Source organism: Flavobacterium sp. SLB02, from assembly GCF_009664855.1.
GTDB lineage: Bacteria > Bacteroidota > Bacteroidia > Flavobacteriales > Flavobacteriaceae > Flavobacterium.
In genome coordinates this window covers 3,327,186-3,347,438 of sequence record NZ_CP045928.1, presented here as the reverse complement: position 1 = coordinate 3,347,438, position 20,253 = coordinate 3,327,186, and the positions used below count along the sequence as shown (strand labels likewise).

General features: G+C 34.1%; 22 protein-coding genes. 3 read left to right on the top strand and 19 right to left on the bottom strand.

Going from position 1 to position 20,253, the window contains the following annotated elements; all coding sequences use genetic code 11:
- Nucleotides 1-17 precede the first annotated feature (17 nt).
- The 4 genes from coaD to GIY83_RS11785 all read right to left on the bottom strand — a co-directional run bounded on the left by coaD (nucleotide 18) and on the right by GIY83_RS11785 (nucleotide 2,994).
- Entirely contained in the window at nucleotides 18-476 is a 459-nt protein-coding gene (coaD, locus tag GIY83_RS11800; RefSeq protein WP_208681470.1) for a pantetheine-phosphate adenylyltransferase, read from the bottom strand.
- Between the two features lie 37 nt (nucleotides 477-513).
- Complete coding sequence (locus GIY83_RS11795; protein ID WP_208681468.1) at nucleotides 514-1,137, bottom strand: zinc-ribbon domain-containing protein; 624 nt, start codon at nucleotides 1,135-1,137, stop codon at nucleotides 514-516.
- Nucleotides 1,138-1,160: 23 nt separating this feature from the next.
- Entirely contained in the window at nucleotides 1,161-1,853 is a 693-nt protein-coding gene (locus GIY83_RS11790; protein ID WP_194615590.1) for a DUF421 domain-containing protein, read from the bottom strand.
- Nucleotides 1,854-2,022: 169 nt separating this feature from the next.
- A complete protein-coding gene (locus tag GIY83_RS11785) occupies nucleotides 2,023-2,994 on the bottom strand; it encodes a D-alanine--D-alanine ligase (protein WP_208681466.1) in 972 nt (323 codons plus the stop codon).
- A gap of 506 nt (nucleotides 2,995-3,500) precedes the next feature.
- On the opposite strand from GIY83_RS11785, the gene GIY83_RS11780 reads away from it, so the two are divergent.
- Together GIY83_RS11780 and GIY83_RS11775 are read left to right on the top strand one after the other, a co-directional pair.
- Nucleotides 3,501-4,124, top strand: a complete 624-nt coding sequence (locus GIY83_RS11780) for a PASTA domain-containing protein (RefSeq protein WP_194615592.1) — start codon at nucleotides 3,501-3,503, stop codon at nucleotides 4,122-4,124.
- The gene (locus tag GIY83_RS11775) at nucleotides 4,114-5,157 is read left to right on the top strand and encodes an RluA family pseudouridine synthase (protein WP_194615593.1); all 1,044 of its coding nucleotides are present in this window, start codon (nucleotides 4,114-4,116) and stop codon (nucleotides 5,155-5,157) included. Before GIY83_RS11780 ends, GIY83_RS11775 begins: the two co-directional genes overlap by 11 nt.
- Before the next feature lie 122 nt (nucleotides 5,158-5,279).
- On the opposite strand, the gene GIY83_RS11770 is transcribed toward GIY83_RS11775, so the two are convergent.
- From GIY83_RS11770 to GIY83_RS11700, 15 genes are all read right to left on the bottom strand, one after another.
- A complete protein-coding gene (locus GIY83_RS11770) occupies nucleotides 5,280-5,894 on the bottom strand; it encodes a hypothetical protein (protein ID WP_208681463.1) in 615 nt (204 codons plus the stop codon).
- Between the two features lie 10 nt (nucleotides 5,895-5,904).
- The gene (locus tag GIY83_RS11765) at nucleotides 5,905-7,146 is read right to left on the bottom strand and encodes an ATP-binding cassette domain-containing protein (protein ID WP_208681461.1); all 1,242 of its coding nucleotides are present in this window, start codon (nucleotides 7,144-7,146) and stop codon (nucleotides 5,905-5,907) included.
- Between the two features lie 189 nt (nucleotides 7,147-7,335).
- Nucleotides 7,336-8,181, bottom strand: coding sequence for a sulfurtransferase (locus GIY83_RS11760; protein WP_208681460.1), 846 nt, complete (start codon nucleotides 8,179-8,181; stop codon nucleotides 7,336-7,338).
- A 49-nt stretch (nucleotides 8,182-8,230) separates the two neighbouring features.
- Nucleotides 8,231-9,037: a hypothetical protein gene (locus tag GIY83_RS11755; RefSeq protein ID WP_208681458.1), complete on the bottom strand. Its 807-nt coding sequence runs from the start codon at nucleotides 9,035-9,037 to the stop codon at nucleotides 8,231-8,233.
- 39 nt (nucleotides 9,038-9,076) lie between these two features.
- On the bottom strand, nucleotides 9,077-9,910 hold the full coding sequence (locus GIY83_RS11750; protein ID WP_208681456.1) for a ThuA domain-containing protein: 834 nt from the start codon (nucleotides 9,908-9,910) through the stop codon (nucleotides 9,077-9,079).
- Between the two features lie 21 nt (nucleotides 9,911-9,931).
- Nucleotides 9,932-10,321, bottom strand: coding sequence for a DUF1398 domain-containing protein (locus GIY83_RS11745; protein ID WP_208681454.1), 390 nt, complete (start codon nucleotides 10,319-10,321; stop codon nucleotides 9,932-9,934).
- 116 nt (nucleotides 10,322-10,437) lie between these two features.
- A complete protein-coding gene (locus GIY83_RS11740; protein ID WP_208681452.1) occupies nucleotides 10,438-11,430 on the bottom strand; it encodes an alpha/beta fold hydrolase in 993 nt (330 codons plus the stop codon).
- Between the two features lie 102 nt (nucleotides 11,431-11,532).
- Nucleotides 11,533-12,384, bottom strand: a complete 852-nt coding sequence (locus tag GIY83_RS11735) for a mechanosensitive ion channel family protein (protein WP_208681450.1) — start codon at nucleotides 12,382-12,384, stop codon at nucleotides 11,533-11,535.
- A gap of 88 nt (nucleotides 12,385-12,472) precedes the next feature.
- The gene (locus GIY83_RS11730) at nucleotides 12,473-12,910 is read right to left on the bottom strand and encodes a thioesterase family protein (protein WP_194620181.1); all 438 of its coding nucleotides are present in this window, start codon (nucleotides 12,908-12,910) and stop codon (nucleotides 12,473-12,475) included.
- 118 nt (nucleotides 12,911-13,028) lie between these two features.
- Nucleotides 13,029-13,493, bottom strand: a complete 465-nt coding sequence (locus GIY83_RS11725; protein WP_208681448.1) for a hypothetical protein — start codon at nucleotides 13,491-13,493, stop codon at nucleotides 13,029-13,031.
- A 35-nt stretch (nucleotides 13,494-13,528) separates the two neighbouring features.
- Entirely contained in the window at nucleotides 13,529-14,191 is a 663-nt protein-coding gene (locus tag GIY83_RS11720; protein WP_194620177.1) for a hypothetical protein, read from the bottom strand.
- A gap of 139 nt (nucleotides 14,192-14,330) precedes the next feature.
- Complete coding sequence (locus GIY83_RS11715; protein WP_208681445.1) at nucleotides 14,331-15,605, bottom strand: Na+/H+ antiporter; 1,275 nt, start codon at nucleotides 15,603-15,605, stop codon at nucleotides 14,331-14,333.
- A 123-nt stretch (nucleotides 15,606-15,728) separates the two neighbouring features.
- On the bottom strand, nucleotides 15,729-16,319 hold the full coding sequence (locus GIY83_RS11710) for a hypothetical protein (protein WP_194620173.1): 591 nt from the start codon (nucleotides 16,317-16,319) through the stop codon (nucleotides 15,729-15,731).
- 39 nt (nucleotides 16,320-16,358) lie between these two features.
- Nucleotides 16,359-16,727 (bottom strand): hypothetical protein, encoded by a 369-nt coding sequence (locus GIY83_RS11705; RefSeq protein WP_194620171.1) that lies wholly within the window; start codon nucleotides 16,725-16,727, stop codon nucleotides 16,359-16,361.
- Between the two features lie 386 nt (nucleotides 16,728-17,113).
- Nucleotides 17,114-17,626 (bottom strand): hypothetical protein, encoded by a 513-nt coding sequence (locus GIY83_RS11700; protein WP_194620169.1) that lies wholly within the window; start codon nucleotides 17,624-17,626, stop codon nucleotides 17,114-17,116.
- Between the two features lie 789 nt (nucleotides 17,627-18,415).
- Here GIY83_RS11700 and dnaK point away from each other — a divergent pair.
- Nucleotides 18,416-20,253: molecular chaperone DnaK (gene dnaK / locus GIY83_RS11695; protein WP_208681443.1), on the top strand; the 1,838-nt coding region annotated here is incomplete at its 3' end.

Sequence of the window (20,253 nt, the reverse complement as noted above, 5' to 3'; positions counted from 1 at the left end):
TAGGTAAAATCGCTTCTTTATTTCGTCACTCTAACCGCATCCGGAACCAGCATTTCATATTCGCCGCCATGACGCAGTACATCACGAACAATGCTTGAACTAATAAATGAAGTACTTGCTGCTGTTAATAAAAATACCGTCTCTATTTTAGATAATTTTCTATTGGTGTGGGCAATTGCTTTTTCGAATTCGAAATCGGCGGGATTGCGCAGACCTCTTAGAATAAAATGGGCTTTTTGTTTTTTGGCTAAATCGATAGTCAATCCTTCATAAGTAATTACCGAAATTTTAGGTTCGTCTTTGAAAGTTTCTTCTATAAAACGTTTTCTTTCTTCGAGTGAAAACATGTATTTTTTTTCGGCGTTTACACCAATGGCAATTACAATTTCATCAAATAAAGGAATTCCTCTTTTGATAATATCTTCGTGTCCAAGAGTAATTGGGTCAAATGATCCGGGGAATATGGCTTTTCTCATTTTTTTTAAGGTTCAGAGGTTCAGAGTTACAAAGATTTTAATTACTAAAACCATTCGCTTTTTTTTGAGTAATTTTTAATATTTCATTTTCGTGATAAAGTTTAGTTAAATCTTTTCTTGAATAATAAACTTTTCGATTTGAATAGTTTTCAGGTTTATTTAAGTCATCTATTTCATTGGGCATATATGCCTGAAAATCATTTAAGGTAGCATAGACACTATCTGCGGTTATTTTATCAATTCGCATATTTGAATAATAGCCATTATTTAATTTTAAATTGTAAACATCTCCTTGCATTGGATTTTTTATTAGAATTCCTGCTTCGTCTTTATTTTCAAAATATCTATTGATTGTAAAAATAAGGAATAAAGCTATTATAATAGAACCTGAAAACATCCAGATTGAATTATCTAATTTTTCGTTTTTTAGTTGTAATTGAGCACTTTCAGATAAATCTTCATAATCAAAATTCTCTTTGCAATGACTGCATTTTATATAAACAGATTTTCCAATCGGAAATAATGGAATCAAGGTGACGTGAGTGTATCTTTTATAAATGCTAAAATGCAATGTATCTTGTGTACGACATTTTGGGCATTCTTCATTTAAAATAGAACCATTTTTTATGTTTGATTCTCGAGTTCCAACAAGAAATAGCATGTTATTTTATTTGAAAGTTTGTATTATGTTATCCTAAGCGTTTTTAAAGCCGGAACCCATTCGTCTTTTTTACAGACTTCGCATTTTGCTTTTCCTGGTTTTTGCTCTTCGGTGTGACCGCAAAAAGTGCAGGCGTGAATGCCCTCTTTTTCGATTGTCTCGCTTTTTTTATTGAATGCAGCGGGCAAGATTGGTAGTCCGTATTTTACTTCATGATCTTCATAAAAAAATACGCTTATTTCTCCGCTGGTTTCTATAAAAGCATGTTTTATTTGTCCGAGATGTTCGATAGATTTTATACGGAGTTCAGAGAAGAACTCGTCTTGTGCGAGACTTTCTTTTTTGAAAGTAGCGATAGAAAATTTTCCATTATTAATTAAACATTCGGTTTTGCCTTCTATAAATTCTTCGAATTTTTTGCTTTTTCCGGTAAGCCAGGTAACAGAACGATACAAAATAATAATGACCGTAAAAACAATCGCAGCCGGAACAATACCAACATCTTCATAAAACATTGGATCTCCTGCTGCAGAACCTAATGCAATGATAATTACAGTTTCGAAAATCGATAATTGTTTTACACCTCGTTTTCCTGCCAGTTTTAAGGTTAGCAGTAAAATGATAAACATCACGGTAGAACGAAATATCACTTCGAGCGCAAAGTTTGCGGGAAGATTGTTGTAAAAAAGTCTATTCCATTCGAAGATTTCTTTCATTTTTTCTGAGTTTCTAAGTTGCTGAGGCGCTGAGTTACTAAGTTTTTTTTCTTTGGGCTAAATCACTTTGCGGGACTTCGACTTCGCTCAGTCTGACAAAACTTTGTAGTTAAAAAAAGGTTCTGAGATCTTAGTTACTTAGCATCTCAGAACCTTAGTATCTTAGCAACTATTTTAAAGCTAACTCGATCGCGTTTGTGAATAAATCCTGTAGCGAGATTCCGGCGGCTTGTGCTTGTTGCGGGATAAGGCTTTCGGTGGTTAGACCTGGAATTGTGTTCATTTCCAGCATATACGGTTCGTTGTCTACGATGATGAATTCGCTTCTTGAGAAACCTTTCATTTTTAAGACTTCGTAAGCACGTTTGGCTGTTTCTGCTACTTTTTGTGTTAGTTCGTCGGAGATTCTGGCTGGCGTGATTTCTTGTGATTTTCCTTCGTATTTGGCTTCGTAGTCGAAGAAATCATTGTCGGAAACTATTTCAGTGATGGGTAAAACCTTAATTTCGCCCTGGTAATTGATTACTCCAACAGAAACTTCGGTTCCGTCAAGGAAACTTTCGATGATGATTTCGTTGTCTTCTTTGTAAGCTACTTCAATTGCGATTGGCAATTCGGCTTCAGATTTTACTTTTGAGATTCCGAAACTTGAACCGGCTTTGTTTGGTTTTACGAAACACGGTAAACCTACTTTTTTTACGATTTCGGCTGTATTGATAACATCACCTTTGTTTAGGTAATACGAGATTGCCGTTTTGATTCCGTATGGTTTTAAAACCGATAATAAATCACGTTTGTTGAAGGTCAATGCGGCTTGGTAATAATCGCAAGACGATTGTTTAATTCCTAGTAATTCGAAATAGGCCTGCATTAATCCATCTTCACCCGGAGTTCCGTGAATGGCATTGAAAACACAGTCGAAAGTAATTTTTTGATCGTTTACGGTTACTGAGAAATCGTTTTTATCAATTGAAAATTCGGCATTGTTTTCGTCTACATACACCCATTTTTCTTTGAAAATATGAATACGGAATCCGTTGTATTTTGTTTTGTCAAGATATTGGTAAACGACGTTTCCGCTGATCAGCGAAATTTTGTATTCGCTTGAGTATCCGCCCATGATGATGGCTATGTTTTTCATTCTGTATTGTTTATATGTTTAATCGTTTATTTGTTTAACTGTTTCAGGTTTTTGGTCACGAATTCACGAATTAAATTTTAATTCAATCTGTGTTTATCTGTTTCAATCTGTAAAATCTGCTTGCCATTTCGTTTGCTTTGTCATCCCGAGGAACGAGGGATCTCCGTTAGTAGCTCCATATGCCAGGTAAACTTTGCGTGAGTTTCTTGCGGGACTTCGACTTCGCTCAGCCTGACAAATAGTACCAAAAATCTTCTTATAAATCCTAAAGCCCTAGCCCTGATGGGAGCGGTATCCTTTTTCTGGCTTCTTTAGCCAGGAAAAGATACAGCGGACAGCAGGAAATAGCTCCTTTAAATTAAAATTCCAATTTTGAAATTCCAAATTTCCAAAAGCTCTTTATTTTCAATAAGGATGACAATCGTGCGACTTTCTTGCTTAAAACAAAATTATCATTTTTTTTGAAACGAAATAGCTTTATCTTTGCGACAACTAAAAATAAATTTATGACTTTACGTAAGTATTTAACAAGCCGTGTGTTTTTTGTACAAATCCTGATTGCGGCTGCTATTATTGCTGTTTTGGGTTATCTGTTTATGCATTGGCTGACTTTTACAACTGATCATGGACATGAAATTGCGGTTCCGAATTTGTCTAAATTGACGGAGGAACAAGTTGAGGCAAAACTGGACGAACTGGATCTGGATTATGTGCTTTTGGATAGTGTTGATTATAGAAGTGAATTTCCTAAATACAGTGTTGTTGAGCAAGATCCGTTGCCGGGAACGAAGGTAAAAGTGGGAAGAAAAATATATATTAAAATTAATGCATCGGGATTTTCATCTGTTAAAATTCCTGATTTGATCGAGAAAACGTATCGTGAGGCGGTTCCGACTTTGAAGGCTCTAGGGCTTGAGCAGGGAACGATTACGTATATTCCTAATCTTGGAAAAGATATGGTTCTGGAGATGCGTTATAAAGGTAGAAACTTAAAAGTAGGAGACCGTGTGCTGAAAGCTTCTAAAATCGACTTGGTTTTAGGTGACGGAAAAGCAAGTTATGTAGATGAAAGTCAGGCGACAGACAGTTTAGCTGCGCCAACTACTGAAACCCCAAAAGATGAACAATAGTAATGAAAATTTAGATCTGGAAGACGAATTATTCGAACATTTTAGATTTGAAGTCCCTAAAGGTCAGGCGTTTTTGCGTATTGACAAATATTTAATGAATTTGATTCAGAATGCGACGCGAAATAAAATTCAGAACGCCGCAACTGAAGGAAATATTTTTGTAAATGATATTCCGGTAAAATCAAATTATAAGGTTAAACCATTTGATGTTGTAACGGTGATGTTAACGCATCCGCCATACGAAAATCATATTCTTCCGGAGGATCTTCCGTTGAATATTGTGTATGAAGATGATGCTTTGTTGTTGATCAACAAAGAGCCGGGAATGGTAGTGCATCCGGGTCACGGAAATTATACAGGGACTTTGGTGAATGCTTTGGCGCATCATTTTGATAATTTACCAATGAACAGCAGCGAACGCCCTGGTTTGGTTCACCGAATCGATAAGGATACGTCCGGACTTTTGGTAGTAGCTAAAACAGAAGCGGCGATGACGCATTTGGCCAAACAATTTGAGGCTAAAACTTCTGAACGTGAATATATTGCCCTTGTTTGGGGAAATGTTGCCGAAGAGGAGGGAACGATCGAAGGAAACCTTGCCAGACACTTGAAAGACCGTATGCAAATGGCTGTTTTTGCTGATCCTGAAATTGGGAAACCTGCCATTACGCATTATAAGGTTTTGGAACGTTTTGGTTATGTGACTTTGATTTCCTGTAAATTGGAAACGGGAAGAACGCACCAGATTCGTGCCCATATGAAACATATTGGACATCCGCTTTTTAATGATGAACGTTACGGCGGTCATTTGATTTTGAAGGGAACTACGTTTACCAAATACAAACAGTTTATTGATAATTGTTTTAAAGCGTTGCCACGTCAGGCGCTGCATGCTAAAACGCTTGGTTTTGTACATCCTACGACTGGCGAAATGATGCGTTTTGATACTGAATTACCTCAGGATTTTCAGGATTGTATAGAGAAATGGCGCAATTATGGAAAGACGCATAATATGGAAGAGGAGGAGAACTAATTAGATAATTTGTCAATTAGAAAATGAGATAATTTCTTATAATTAAAAAGCTCCAATTTAGAGCTTTTTTGTTTTTACTAGTTAGGGCTTAATTTTTCTTAATATCTTAATGGTTAAAAAATCTATTCAATGTTTTTAACGGTAAGGTCTATGATTTTGGCTTCGCCATTGGTTAGCAAACCTAGTTTGCCTTGTTGGCTTAGTTTGCTTTTTTCAAGGGAACATTCTAAGAAGGTTTCGTTATCGACTGAGAAGAACAATTGATTGTTGAAGACTCTTATTTGTACGGAATACCATTTGTTGTTTTCTAATTTCATAGGTTTTTTGAACAAAGTTGGGCCGCCTCGTTTTTCATATTCATCACTTCCTTCTTTGTAAACGCCTCTTCCAATTACGATATTCTGGTCGATTTGGTAGAGATAGGTTCTGATGTAGTTTTCTTTATCGATGTTGAGCATGATTTCGAAGAGCGATTCTTTGGTCATGTTTACTTTAAAATCGATTTCATAATTTTCAGGGAGTTGTTTTTTCGATTCTATTACGCCCCAATGCATCGGACCGCCTGTTCCTATTAAGGTATCTTTTTTTAGCAACCATTCTTTTGAATTAAATTTCCAATTGGATTTTAATGGTTTTGTTTCGGTAATGGTGTACGCTTTCTTTACTGTTGAAATGGTACCGCAACATGAGGCGATTATTAGTGGTATTACTAATAATGAGATATATCTGATTTTCATTTTTTTGTTTTTAATTGGGCTCAGAATGGTATTTTATTTTACCGATTGATCCTGTTGGGGAAGGTAAAAGTTCAAAAACCGAAGTAGGAGCAAGGCCAGTTTCGATACGATGCGAAACGTATAAAATACTCACGTTTGTTTCTTGTTTTATGGTATTGATAAGCTGAATTACTAAATCGACATTTTCGTCGTCTAAACCTTCTACTGGTTCGTCCAGAATTAATAACGGTGGATGTTTTAAAACGGCACGAACAATCAACGCGACTCTTTGCTGACCAATTGAAAGATCGATAAAACGTTTCTTTTTTAAATGGCTCATTTCAATTACTTCCAGCCATTGGTCTACTGTTTTGTTTTGTAAAGTGGTTGGTTCTGTATATAGCCCAATAGAGTCAAAGAAACCGGATAAAATCATTTGTTCTAAGGTGTGACCTTTTTGAAATAGATCTGTCATAGAAGTGGTGAAGATTCCGATTTGTTTTTTGATATCCCAAACGCTCTCGCCAGTTCCTTTTTTTCTTCCGAATAAATGCAAATCCTGTCCGAAACCTTTTGGGTTATCTCCTGTAATCAAGGATAAAATGGTGCTTTTTCCGGAGCCGTTTGGTCCTATTAATTGCCAGAATTCACCTTGTTTTATGGTCCATGAAATGTTGTCTACAATTTTTCGATCGTCATAACTTACCGAAACATTTTCCATTTTGATTAATACACTTTCGTGGAAAGAATGTGGTTCAATTGCTTTTGGAATTGCCGATGTGTTTAGGGTTTTATAATGATTTAAGGTTTGTGAGAGTGGATGTAATTCAAACGTATTGTCTTTGATTTGAGCTTTATGGGGAACAAAAGATAATACGTCGATTACACGATTTACGATTTGAATGATGGCAATATCTTCCGTTAAATCTTTTAATGATTCTGCCAAAAGTACGCGAGATGCTTGATCTAAATGATCAAAAGGATTATCGAAAATAATGAAATCGGGTTTTTGATTGATACAGTATTTTAGAAATTCTTTTTTGCGTTCGCCTGACGAAAAAGTTCTCAATTGTCTGTGAGATTGCGGAGAGGCTTCTACGATGTCGTATTGGTATTCTTTTTCGATGAATTTCTCTATGGCAATGTCTGAAAACAGAATGCCTTTTTGGTTGTTAAAAACGGCTAATTCTCCTTTGGCTTCGCCGGAAAGCAAAGTATCTATAAAGGCTTTTTTGTTTACCTGATTCGATAAAAGTATGTCCCAGTGTTGCATTTTGTATTTGTATTTTAAACTGTTGTCTGTATTCTTAACACATAGAAACATAGCTTTTGTAATGTAAGAATAGGCGTTTCACTTATTTAAACAAACATAGCTATGTGTTAGAAACATGTTTATTTTTGTATTCTTTTTTTACACATATAAAATCTATGTTTCTATGTGTTAAATATTAAAGCCAATGCTTTATTTAGTTGCTAATTCGCGATCATTTCTGGACCATTCGCTCCAGGATCCTACGTATAGTTTAGGAATTGAAAGTCCTGCATAATCCATCGCGAGTAACGTATGGCAGGCTGTGACTCCAGAACCGCAATGCACGATTATATTTTCAGGCTTTTTGTCGCCTATAATTTCAGTATATTTTTTTGCTAAAACATCAGCCGATTTATAAAAACCTTCTTCGTTTAAGTTTTCGCTAAACGGAACATTGATAGCGCCCGGAATATGTCCTGCAATTAAATCCAGCGGTTCTGTAAGACCATCAAAACGGTTTTTATCTCTTACATCAATTACGATATTTTCTTTGTTATTTCGGGCTATTTCGACTTCTTCAATATCGGCCTGAGCCAAATTCCATTTAGCAATTGGATAGTTTTCGGTTGGTTCAAAAGTTTCAATAGCCGAACTTAATGGATAGCCTACTTTTACTGCGGCTTGTAAACCTCCGTTGAGAACCTGAACTTTTTTATGTTGAATGGCGCGTAACATCCACCAAAATCTTGCTGCTGCATTCGATCCGTTTTTATCGTCGTAAATGATCACATGGCTCGAAGGCAAAATACCAAGTTTAGAAAGTACCTTAGAAAATTTTTCTAAAGAAGGCAAAGGATGTCTGCCTCCGTTTGCCGGATTTTTAACTGTTGCTAAATCTTGATTTAAATCGACATAACGAGCACCTTTAAGATGTTCTTTTTTATAATTTTCCTGAGCATTGATTCCGGCTCTGGAATCGATTAAAATAACTTCAGACGAATCTTTAATGTTTAAAAGTTCATCCGGATTTATAATGGGAGAAAGTTTAGCTGACATGTTGATTTATTTACTTTTTGTTCTTGTAATATTTATTTTTAATCTGAGATTAATCGGCGAAAGCCTGACTATAAAAAATAAAAAAAGTATTGTTTGTTTTGTTGTATTGCAAACATTCCCAATTACTATACACCGGGCTTGTAGAAATGCAAAGCGTGTTGGCTAAATTTTTTCGTGAAGCATTTTTTGCAAAACATCCTTCCTTTAGCACAAAACTGTCATCTTTTGATATGTCAGTAATTTTTAAAGGAAGATCTTCTAAATAATATTGAGGGTTTATTTTAAGTGCACCTTCGTTCATAATCAAATGTTCGATTGCAAATTGATAATCAAGGGTTCCAAAGGAATAACTTCCGCAATCTGCATTTTCTAATCTGTTTTCTACTTTTATATCTTTAAAAAGTTCAGCGTATTGGCTGGTTTTATCATTATAAAGTAAAATTTTAGTTTTAATGTTTTCTTTGTCATAAACAATAAAAACATAATCGTTGTTGCTTTCCTGAAATAGATTGCCTTTTGCAAAACAAAGTAATTCATAATTAGAATTTGTGTTGAAAAAAAGCTGTTGTTTTTCGTTTAACTTTACTATTGATTTACTACTCATTTCAGAAAAAAGCTGTTCTTGTGAAAGTTTTTTTAATTTTTCTTTATCTCCTTTTATTCTGTCTGCAAATTTTGGATCATCAAAAACTGATATTTGATAATGAACTGCATCTGCTGTTTTAGCTGTTGAAGTAGTATCGTTTATCGTTTCTTTTTTAGTATTATTTACAGTGTTTGTTTTATTCTCTTCTTGTTTTGAGTTGCAAGAGAATGCTAAAAGTGTAAAAAAAACGAAGACAATTTTATTTTTCATTAAATGATATTTTCCTGGTATTAATTTTATTTGATTGCTCTATTTTGATTGCTTTTTCGAGTTACCTAACCAAAGCAATCCGTTTAGAATTAGCTGACTTTGTGATTCGTTTTCGAATGTATGCGAAAGCGTTTTATTGGTTCCGTGTTCGTAATCGATATCATTGTGTCCCATGTTTACATAAAGCATTTTGTAGTTTTTATTGGTCCAGACTACGGGATAATAACCTTCATGCCAAATTTCGTTTTGTTTTGGACCTGTTCCTAACGGAAAGCTGCTTTGGTCGATCGCAACAAGGATTTTGATATCCGGATTTTTTCTTAAATCATTGCTCCATCTGTACCATTCGTTTGGTGCCGATTTGAATGTTTTAGGAATGTTTTTAGTTGCAGGATGCTGATTTTCGATTCGTAAAACTGCCGATGTTGGCCGCCATGTATTGCTGCCGTATTCGCCTGATCCTAAAAAAGTATTGTGGTACCAATTCCAGTTTTGAGGATAAGTAGAATCATTTAGTGCAAATGCCGAAAAGTGAAACCCTATAAAACCGCCGCCATTCTCCATATATTTCTGGAAAGCTTCCCGCTGACTTGTTGTTTCGGGTCTTGTATCTAAAAATAAAACGACTTGGTATTTCGATAAAAACTGGGCGTTTAAATTATCCCAATTGCTGGTTGAATCGTACTGGAAATGATTTTGTTGGGCTACTTTAGCAAACCATTTATTGGCTTCATGTACAAAACTGATATGTGCCTGATCATTTTTGGCGGTATAAAAAGCGATTATTTTAAATTTAGGATTTGCTTTTTTATGCTGGGCAAAACCTATAAAGCAAATAGACAACAGCGCAATCAGAATAATTCTTTTGGACATGAAGTTTGATTTAGATTATCTTTAACCAGGGATTTTTTCGATCAGTATTTCATTATTAGCTTTGTCGAAATAGGTGCAAGTCATTTCGATAATATCGACACGCCATTTGGCAATTCCGGATTGAGCGGCATGATTGCAGAACGTTAAATAATCGGTCTGACCGTCCTGATGCATTACCAGAAATTCGATAAAACGTTCTTTATTGGCCACGGGAGCGACCTGAATTTCAGGATATTTTTCTTCAGCCGAAACTTTGTAATTATTTACTCCGTAATATTCCACATTTCCGTTATTGACAAAGGTATCATATCCCTTTACACCCAAAATAATCAGGTCTTGTATATAATTTGGAAAATCTGCACCGCTTTGTACTTTGGCATGTGCTTCTTTTATTTGTTCGATTGTAAACATGTGTTTTAGTTTTTAAGTTAGGGTTTGCCACAAATTGCACGAATAAGCACTAATTTTTCTTCGTAATGCTTTTAAAATATTAATTTGTTAATTCTTGAAATTCGTAGCGAAAAGAATTATTGTTTCAAAAATACGATTAATGGTTTTATAAATTGGTCGAAAGATTCAATATGCGGTAAATGTCCGGTGTTGGGTACTTCGACTAGTTTTGCATTTGGGATTGTTTTTTGTGTTTTTTTGCCCAATTCGAGATAATTGCCCATTGTTTTTCTGACTTCTTCAGATACAAAAGGTTTTCCTATGGCTGTTTTGTCTCTTGTCCCAATGATTAGAAGCGTTGGACTTTTGATGTTTTTGAATTCGTATAAAACAGGTTGCGTAAAAATCATATCATACATCAAAGCCGAATTCCAGGCCACTCTTGCATAATCGGGAGCTGTAGTCCATCCGGCGCCAAGTTCAGCCCATTTTTGGAAATCAGCATTCCATTTTCCATCATAATAATTCGCCATTTGATAGCTTTTTATATTCTGATAGCTTTGTTTTAATTCTGATTCGTACCACCAATCTACAGGTTTATAAGGCACCACTAGTTTCCAGTCTTCCAGACCAATTGGATTTTCAAGAACTAATTTTTCAGTGGTTTCTGGATACATTAAAGCAAATCTTGTCGCCAGCATTCCGCCCATAGAATGTCCCAGAATTGTTGCTTTTTTGATTCCTAAATGATCGAGTAACTTTTTGGTATTCTCGGCCAATTGCTGAAAAGTATATTGAAAATTATCCGGTTTAGATGATTTTCCAAAACCTATCTGGTCTGGAACAATAACTCTAAAACCTTCTTTTATCAGGGCTTTTATGGTCGATTCCCAATATGCTCCATTGAAGTTTTTACCGTGCAGCAAAACAATGGTTTTGTTGTTGTAATTATTAGGTTTGACATCCATATATGCCATTTTAAGATACTGTCGCTGATTGCTCAATTCTAAAAATTGTACAGGAAACGGGTATTCGTAATTGGTTAAATTAATATCTAAGGCCTTAATGTTTTGCTGCTGCGAAAAACAAAAAAAGGGAAGAAGAAGCAGAATCAGTTTTATATTTTTCATTTTTTGAATTATTTCATTTTGGAGTATTTATAAAATTAAAGTTAACCATTTTAAATTCAAAAAATAAAATCTTAAAGTTATCAGAAAATAAAAGACAAGAAATTATGACTCGTTTTTGTTATTTTTTAAAGTAACTACTTGTTGCGGATAAGGAATATCAATACCGGCCTCATCAAAACGTTTCTTGATGCTTTGCAGTAAATCGCAATACATGACAAATGCATCTGTTGAGTTTTTTGCCCAGGCCCAGGCTTTTAGTGTTACGCTTGAATCTGCCAATGCCACAACGCGGGCTGTAACCAATTGCTTTTTTTGTTTTTTATCGTCTGCAGTTCTGTTATCTATAAATAGCGGATGTTTTACCACTTCTTCTTTCATGATTTCCAGTGCTTTTTCGATATCAGATTCGTAGCCAACGCCAATTTCGATTATTTTACAGGATTTGGTGTCATGCATATTGGTATTCACAATAATCTGATTGCTAATAATAGAATTAGGAATTATAATTCGGTTGTTTTCGGCATCTTTTAGAACTACTTGCCTCAAATTAATATCCTCAACGGTACCTACAAAATTGTTGATCGTGATTTTGTCGTTGATTCGGAAGGGTTTAAAAATTACCAGAAAAATTCCGCTTACGATATTACTCAAAGCTTGTTGAGAAGCTAAACCAGCTACTAATGAAATCACTCCGGCTCCGGCTAAAAAAGAATGTCCGATAATTTTAAATTCGGGAACTTGTATTAAAGCAAAGGCGAATCCTAAAATATAGATTACGGTTATGATCAGGTGTTTTAAAAATCTAAATCCGGTTGCATCATATTCTTTATCAGTTAATTTTCGGTACAAAAAATAACGAAGTACTTTGTCTGTAACTGCGCCCAAAACAATTGTTACAAGTCCAATTATAGCGATAATGATAATTATTCGGAAGTCTTTTACGTAATCGATCATGAGTTTTGAATTTTAAAAAATCCAAAAAACATATATTTAAAAATATAGTTTTTTGGATTTCATAAAGTTAAGAAAAATGAAGTTTGTTTTATAAACCAACGAAATCGTCACTTTTAGGGAAAATGCTCAAAGCTTGAATAGCAATTTCAGGTGTTGGAGAAGCTAATTTACGAAGTTTGGTATCCATCCAGGCACCATCAACGGTAATCACGGCGCAAAGTGTATCATCTTCTCTTCTGAATTCGTGAACGATGGACCAGCGTGAAGCATCGGCTTTCATTTTTGATGTTTTGGTGTGAAGGAATATTTTATCAGAAAGTTTTAATTCTTTTCTAAAAACACATTCTTCTCTAAATAAAACAGGACCAAAGCCTTGTGTTTGCATGACTTTAAGAGTTAAACCCAGTTCTTCAAGGATTTCGATACGATGTTGTGCTCCAAAATCGTAATAAGCACTATGACGAACGTGAAAATTAGGGTCAAGATCAGACCAGCGAAAAGATATTTCTTTAATAAATGAAGCCATTTTATAATTGTATTTTAATGAAAATCGAAATTACAAATAAAATAGGAAACTGTTTCTTAGAAAATCTTAAAGTATATAATCTATTTTTTATCCCGATTATTTTTGGTTAGCTTTTTTGTTATAAAATTTCAAGATTGTCCCATTCATATTCGATTTTGTTTAATCTCATATAGTAGGGAACAAGTAATAGAATTTCTAAGCGAAACATAAAATGACCATTATTGACAAAGGGCAGTGCAAGCATTGAAACTATGCAGATCACTACTCCGCAAATAGCGTCAATTTTACCAATTGAGATTGCATTGGGTTTTTCGAACCAAAGAGAATAAGCCGCAAAACCTTTGAATATCATAATTGCAATAATAAATGCTCCTATTCCTGAAAAAGCAGTATTGCTGGAAAAACCGTAAAGAGAAAGATTTACGTTTGGGATAAAAAGATTGATAACGAGAGATGCAATAGCGCAAAGTCCCATTATCATGAAAATCCAACAAAAAGTTTTAATCCACCACGGTAAAAGTTTTCTTCTAATAACCGGTGCTTTGTCAAATTCGTCAAAATGGCTTTCTAATTCTGGGTTCATGGTATTATTTTGGGGATTTTTTATTGTGTTTTTAATTATATAACCTGCGTAAGGATCAGAATTAGAATAGTAATTTGTACTCCCAGAATGATCCAAAAAAAGTTTCTGCTGGGTTGCGAAACATTTTTTAATCCTGTGATGATTTTGTCTTTAATAATTTCTGAAAAGCTTACATTTTCATCTTTAAAATCAACTTCGTCCAGGCTTATTTTTTTAAGTCCATAAATCAATATTTTTTTTACCCATTTGTTTTCATCAGAATCCCTAAACGCTTGAATTAATTTTAATTGCAGCATAGCTTTATCGGCTCCTGATTTTAATAACTCCGGTTGTTTTGATTTGATTCTGTCGATCACTTTGTCGATTACAGGGAAAAGTAAAACTTCGCCTTTGTCTGATATCAACTTATTGATGATTTTTGACATTATATATTTATTGCCAAGAGAAAATAAAAGAAATGGACCTACAAGTAAGGTGATTAATGTTAAGCCAAAACCAATTGGGCGTAAAGCAAATAATACCAATACAATGGCTGATCCGTTTATGTGTCCCATTTTTGCACCTGATTGATAAATGATAGTGCAAATGGTAGATATTCCAATTATGGCATATAAGAATTGTCCGAGAATATTTATTTTAAAAAAGCTAAATGTTGCGCTGCTGAACAATTTGGCGGTATATTTTAAATGATCATTCATTAATGTGGTGGTTGGTTTAGTTAAATTAGATGATTTTTAGAGTAGTAAAAATATCGAAAAAACATTACAAATGTTAAATGTTTCTATTTATACTTCGAATAAAATGTTTGTTTAAGTTTGTGTGTTGTAAATCAGTAGATTAAGATTGTAATTCGTCCTCTTTTGTACCTTCTAATTTTTTTACAATAAAAGGTAAAGTAAGGCCCTGACCAATAAGAGTAAGTAAAACAACAGCTACAGAAATAAATATAATAACGGTTCGTTCCGGAAAAGGAGTTCCATCTTCGAGTTCTTTAGGAATACCAATAGCAATAGCCAGAGAAACGATTCCGCGCATTCCTGACCAACTGATAATAATACTGTTATTGAAGTCTAAAAGGGCGTGCTCGCTTACTTTTCTTGTTCTTTTAGTGTTGTGAAAAGCTTTTTGAAGATTGATTTTCTGCAAAAAGATCCTCGCCATTCTAATCAATAAAGCGACGATAGTGATAATAGCTGCATATCCAATGTAAGGCAAAATCATATCGTTGTCGATGCCTTTTAGGATATAACGAAAATTAAGTCCTATTAAGATAAAGATGAGTCCGTTGAGTATAAAAATAATAATATCCCAAAGGCTTCTGGATTGATTTTTTAAACTTTCAGGGAATATTTTTTTACTGAAACGAGCAATGGTTAATCCTAAAATAACAACAGCGATTACTCCTGAAACTTCTAAATGTTCTGCGATAAGATAGGTTACAAAAGGCATTAAAAGCATAAAGCTAATGGTAACTTCTACGTTTTTTTTGTGCACTTTACTTAATATGAAAGCCAGGATTTTTGCCATTACAAAACCTACCAGAAAACCGCCTCCAAGCAATAGTACAAAATGTAAAGCAGCTTTCCAGATAATAAAAGCAGATCCCATTACGGCGGCCACAGCAAAACGATATGCCACAAGTGCCGATGCATCGTTGATAAGACTTTCGCCTTCGAGAATTGTTAGGGTTTTATGAGATAAATTTAATCCTTTTGTAATGCTTATTGCCGCTACAGCATCAGTAGCAGAAAGTATAGAACCTAACACAAATGCCAGCGGCCAGGTCATTCCGGGAATCATATAACGGGCTACTACTGCAATGCCTATTGTGGTCAGAAAAACTAATGATATAGCTAAAGTGCTAATGGTGTTAATATTCGTTTTGAAGTCTTTAGGCGAAATATTAAAAGAAGCATCGTATAATAATGGCGGAAGAAATAGCAGAAATATAATTTCAGGATTGATTTCGATTTCGCCCATTGACGGAATAAAACCAATTGCAATTCCGGCGATAACAAGTAATATAGGGTAAGGTAATTTTATTTTATGCGCAAAAGCTGAAAGACCGATTAAGATGGTGAGGATAAAAATAATAATGCTGTAGTTTTCCATTATGGATTAATTTTCATTGAGTTGTTTCTTGTTTTAGAGGTTTTCAATCAGTAGATTGGATTGTTTTAAGTTTGTAATCTTTATGAGCAGTTTAGTTAGGATATGCATACTGTTTTGGTTCTTTTAATTCAATTTACTGTCAAAAGCGCTAAAGTTATCGATTTTCGGCAATGGTTTTACCTGGTTTTTTTTTGATGTCTTTTTGATGATTTTTTCAGAACCCAGCGCTTTTGTTATTTCAGTTCTTTGTCCTGTTACTAAATTGAAATCCGTTTCGGTAGTTAAATTTTGGCCATCCCAAACAACATTTGATATTTTTTGTAATTCAAAATAGCCATTTTTAAATTTGAATATGTGCGAAAAGTGGTTATTACCGATTTCAGAATATAAAGACAAACTGCCATCTTCAATAGTTACATCAGGAATTTGATTGCCACCATATTTTCGGTTTGGATATTGAGCTTCCATTAATTTTTTTGTAGCGACTTTTAATTTATATTTTCCGTTTTTTTCTAAAAAATAGATTTCCAGTTTTAAAGGTTGTGTTTTGTCTATCGTATCCATTTTCACAAACACTTTATCTGCTAAGCCGTCATTGTTTAAATCGCCTTCTTCGGTTCTGATTACGACATTAAAATTGTCTTTTATTTTCTGTACTTGTGCGTAAATACTAATTTGGGTGAGAACAAAAAATAGTAAGAGTATCTTTTTCATTTTAGATTATCAATTAGGTTTATTTTGTTGATGATTATTTTATTCTGTTTTACATTGATTGATAATTGTATCTGTTTTCATTTCCTGTCCGTTTTGAAAATATTTTAAAACGCCAAAATATTTGATGGTGTCATTCTTGCAAAATTCAATATAAAATCTCGCAATTCTATATTCATAATAATGCTCAAGAAGCTCACTACTAAATCCTCCGGGATCTTCTTCATTGTTTATAAAATGTTCAGTTCCGGCCTCTCCAAAAGGATTTGTTCCCCAACCTTTATAATATCTATAAAAACTTAAGGAATAATACAGATCAGTTCTTGAAGCTGATTCAGAATTGTATTGATACTTATGCTTGTACTTATTTTCTTTACCAATAAATTCAGCATTCATTTTTTGAACAACCATGTTTTTTATTACTGCATTTAATGAGTCTTGGTTATTAATTTGGTTTTTGACAATATATAAGTGTGGATAAACCTTTGATTGAATGAATTCCATTTTTGTAAAAAAAATTGAATCAATAATATTTATTGAGATTAATATTCCTATAATTCCAAAAGCCCATTGAATTCTTTTCTTCTTTTTACTTATCCATTTGATTAGTACATATAAAAGATAAAAGAAGAGAGCAAAGAATAGTAAAAGAATAATTATCATAATTTGTGTTTGTATTTTTATATTGATGTTGGGTGATTTTGTAAAATTATCAACCAACTCAAAAATATCGAAAGATGTAGGTTTTATTGAAATTGAATGGTTTTTGTTCTTGTTTAAATAGAAACGCTGGGAATTTAATTTGGTTTCGTTATGCTTTCAATTGTTGGTACAGATAATGCTTTGTCTATGTAATGATCGTATTTTAAAGCGTAGTATTTCTTTCCGTCAAATTGTATTAAGCCGTTAAGATAAATATTCTCACCAGAATATGAACTTGTTGGCAGTTGATAACGTGTGTTTCGTTTACTATGCTTGAATTTATAAATTGGCAATGTTGAGATAAAATTTTTATAAGTAAATTCAGTTGGCAAAAAATAGATTATAGTTGAGAATTCCCCACCTTCTTTATCTGTCATCAATGTTAATTCCACTATTTCTTTTGTTTCTGGATTATTGAATGTAAATTTCTTGTGATGGGTCGATATCGAATCATTTAGTAATTTAAAACCTTTTGATGATAATTGTTTGTGCTCAACAGGGTTAGAATAATTAACTATTTTTCTAAAATCAGCTATTTTTAAAGTCTGTGCACAAGATTGGTTTACAAACAGTATTACTACTAAAATATAAAGGTTACCTAAATTCATATCTTTCTCGTTCTTGTTATTATTTGATGCTTTATGATTTTCGTTGCAATTTCCAAATCAATTGCTGAAATTTTAACTTAATAGAAAAACAAATTAGCTATCAGAATCTCTAGTTAAAATAGTAATTTTAAAAGTGAGCATAATCCTTTGTTTTTGTTAGTTCTGACCACCAACAATTAAAATTTCCGGATCGTTGTCTGTGATTTCATCTACTGAAAAAATATTTTTCAGTTTCCCAGCCTAAAGTTTGAAAACCTTCGTTGGCAACATAAGCGTTTACATTGTAGTAGTTTCCGGATTTGTCTGTTTGAATATATGCTTTCATTGAATGTTTTATGGTTAAAAGTTAAGATGGAGTGGGGTATTATTTTAATATTTTTTCAAATATAAACTTTTTCTTATAAATATTTTGATGGGTTTAAAATTACGAATTTCAGAATCTTAATGTAGTTAGGGTAGAAGGGAAGTTTAAACAATATTTTTATTTATTGATGTGACATTAAATATAATTTTTAAAACAATTGCCCTAGCCCCGAAGAAGCGGCATCTTTTTGTGTCCGCCGCGGCGGACATAAAAGATATAGCGGATAGCGGGAATAGCTCCTAATAATGACACGTAAAGTGCTGATATGCCACGAATGTCAGGTTTTGAAAATGTCATGTTGTCAGATTGTTTTTCATGTGCCGACAGGAAAACTGACAATTTACTTTGGTTTTTTATATTGGCACAAAGATTGACTTATGCCACCTGAGTTATAAATTAGTATATCAAAATTAAATATATAAAAAATGGGTAAAATAATCGGAATTGACTTAGGTACGACGAACTCTTGTGTTTCTGTAATGGAAGGTAACGAAGCAGTTGTTATTCCTAACGCAGAAGGAAAAAGAACAACGCCATCTATCATCGCTTTTGTTGAAGGTGGAGAAATTAAAGTGGGTGATCCTGCAAAAAGACAAGCGGTAACGAATCCTACAAAAACGATTGCTTCTATTAAACGTTTTATGGGACACACTTTTGCTGAAACTCAGGAAGAGGCAAAAAGAGTTCCTTACAGTGTTGTAAAAGGTGACAACAATACTCCACGTGTGGATATTGACGGTCGTTTATACACTGCTCAAGAATTGTCTGCAATGACACTTCAAAAAATGAAAAAAACTGCTGAAGACTATTTAGGTCAAACTGTAACTGAAGCGGTTATTACTGTTCCTGCTTACTTTAACGATGCACAACGTCAGGCTACTAAAGAAGCTGGTGAAATTGCTGGTCTTAAAGTTATGCGTATCATCAATGAGCCAACTGCAGCTGCACTTGCTTACGGATTAGATAAAAAAGGAACTGATCAAAAAATTGCTGTTTACGATTTAGGTGGTGGTACTTTTGATATCTCTGTTCTTGAATTAGGAGACGGTGTATTTGAAGTATTATCTACAAATGGTGATACTCACTTAGGTGGTGATGATTTTGACCAGGTTATTATTGACTGGTTAGCTGACGATTTCAAATCTGAAGAAGGTATTGATTTACGTTTAGATCCAATGTCATTACAACGTTTGAAAGAGGCTGCAGAGAAAGCTAAGATTGAATTATCATCTTCTGCTGAAACTGAAATCAACTTACCTTACGTAACGGCTACTGCTTCTGGACCAAAACACTTAGTGAAAAAATTATCTAGAGCACAGTTCGAAAAATTATCTGATACTTTGGTAAAACGTTCTATGGAGCCAGTTGCTAAAGCATTAAAAGATGCAGGTTTATCTACATCTGATATCGACGAAGTAATCCTTGTTGGAGGTTCTACTCGTATGCCAAGAATTGCTGACGAAGTAGAGAAATTCTTTGGTAAAAAAGCGTCTAAAGGTGTTAACCCTGATGAGGTTGTTGCTATTGGAGCAGCTATTCAAGGTGGAGTTTTATCTGGAGATGTAAAAGATGTATTGTTACTTGACGTAACGCCTCTTTCTTTAGGTATCGAAACTATGGGTGGTGTATTGACTAAATTAATTGAGTCTAACACAACTATTCCAACTAAAAAATCTCAAGTATTCTCTACTGCTGCTGATTCTCAGCCATCTGTTGAAATTCACGTATTGCAAGGAGAAAGAGCGATGGCTGCTGATAACAAAACTATCGGTCGTTTCCACTTAGATGGTATTCCACCAGCACCAAGAGGAGTTCCTCAAATCGAGGTTACTTTTGATATTGATGCGAATGGTATCATCAAAGTTTCTGCGACTGATAAAGGAACTGGAAAATCTCACGATATCCGTATCGAAGCTTCTTCTGGATTAACAGCTGAAGAAATCGAAAAAATGAAAAAAGATGCTGAAGCTAACGCTGACGCTGACAAAATAGCGAAAGAAAGAGCTGAGAAATTAAACGAAGCTGACAGCATGATTTTCCAAACAGAAAGTCAATTGAAAGAGTTAGGAAGCAAATTAGCTGACGACCACAAAGTTGCTGTAGAGTACGCTTTAACTGAATTGAGAATGGCTCACCAATCTCAAGATATTCCAGCTATTCAAACGGCTCTTGACAACATCAATGCAGCTTGGAAAACAGCTACAGAAGCTATGTATGCTCAAGGTGAACAAGGTCAACAAGCAGCTCCACAACAAGAGCAATC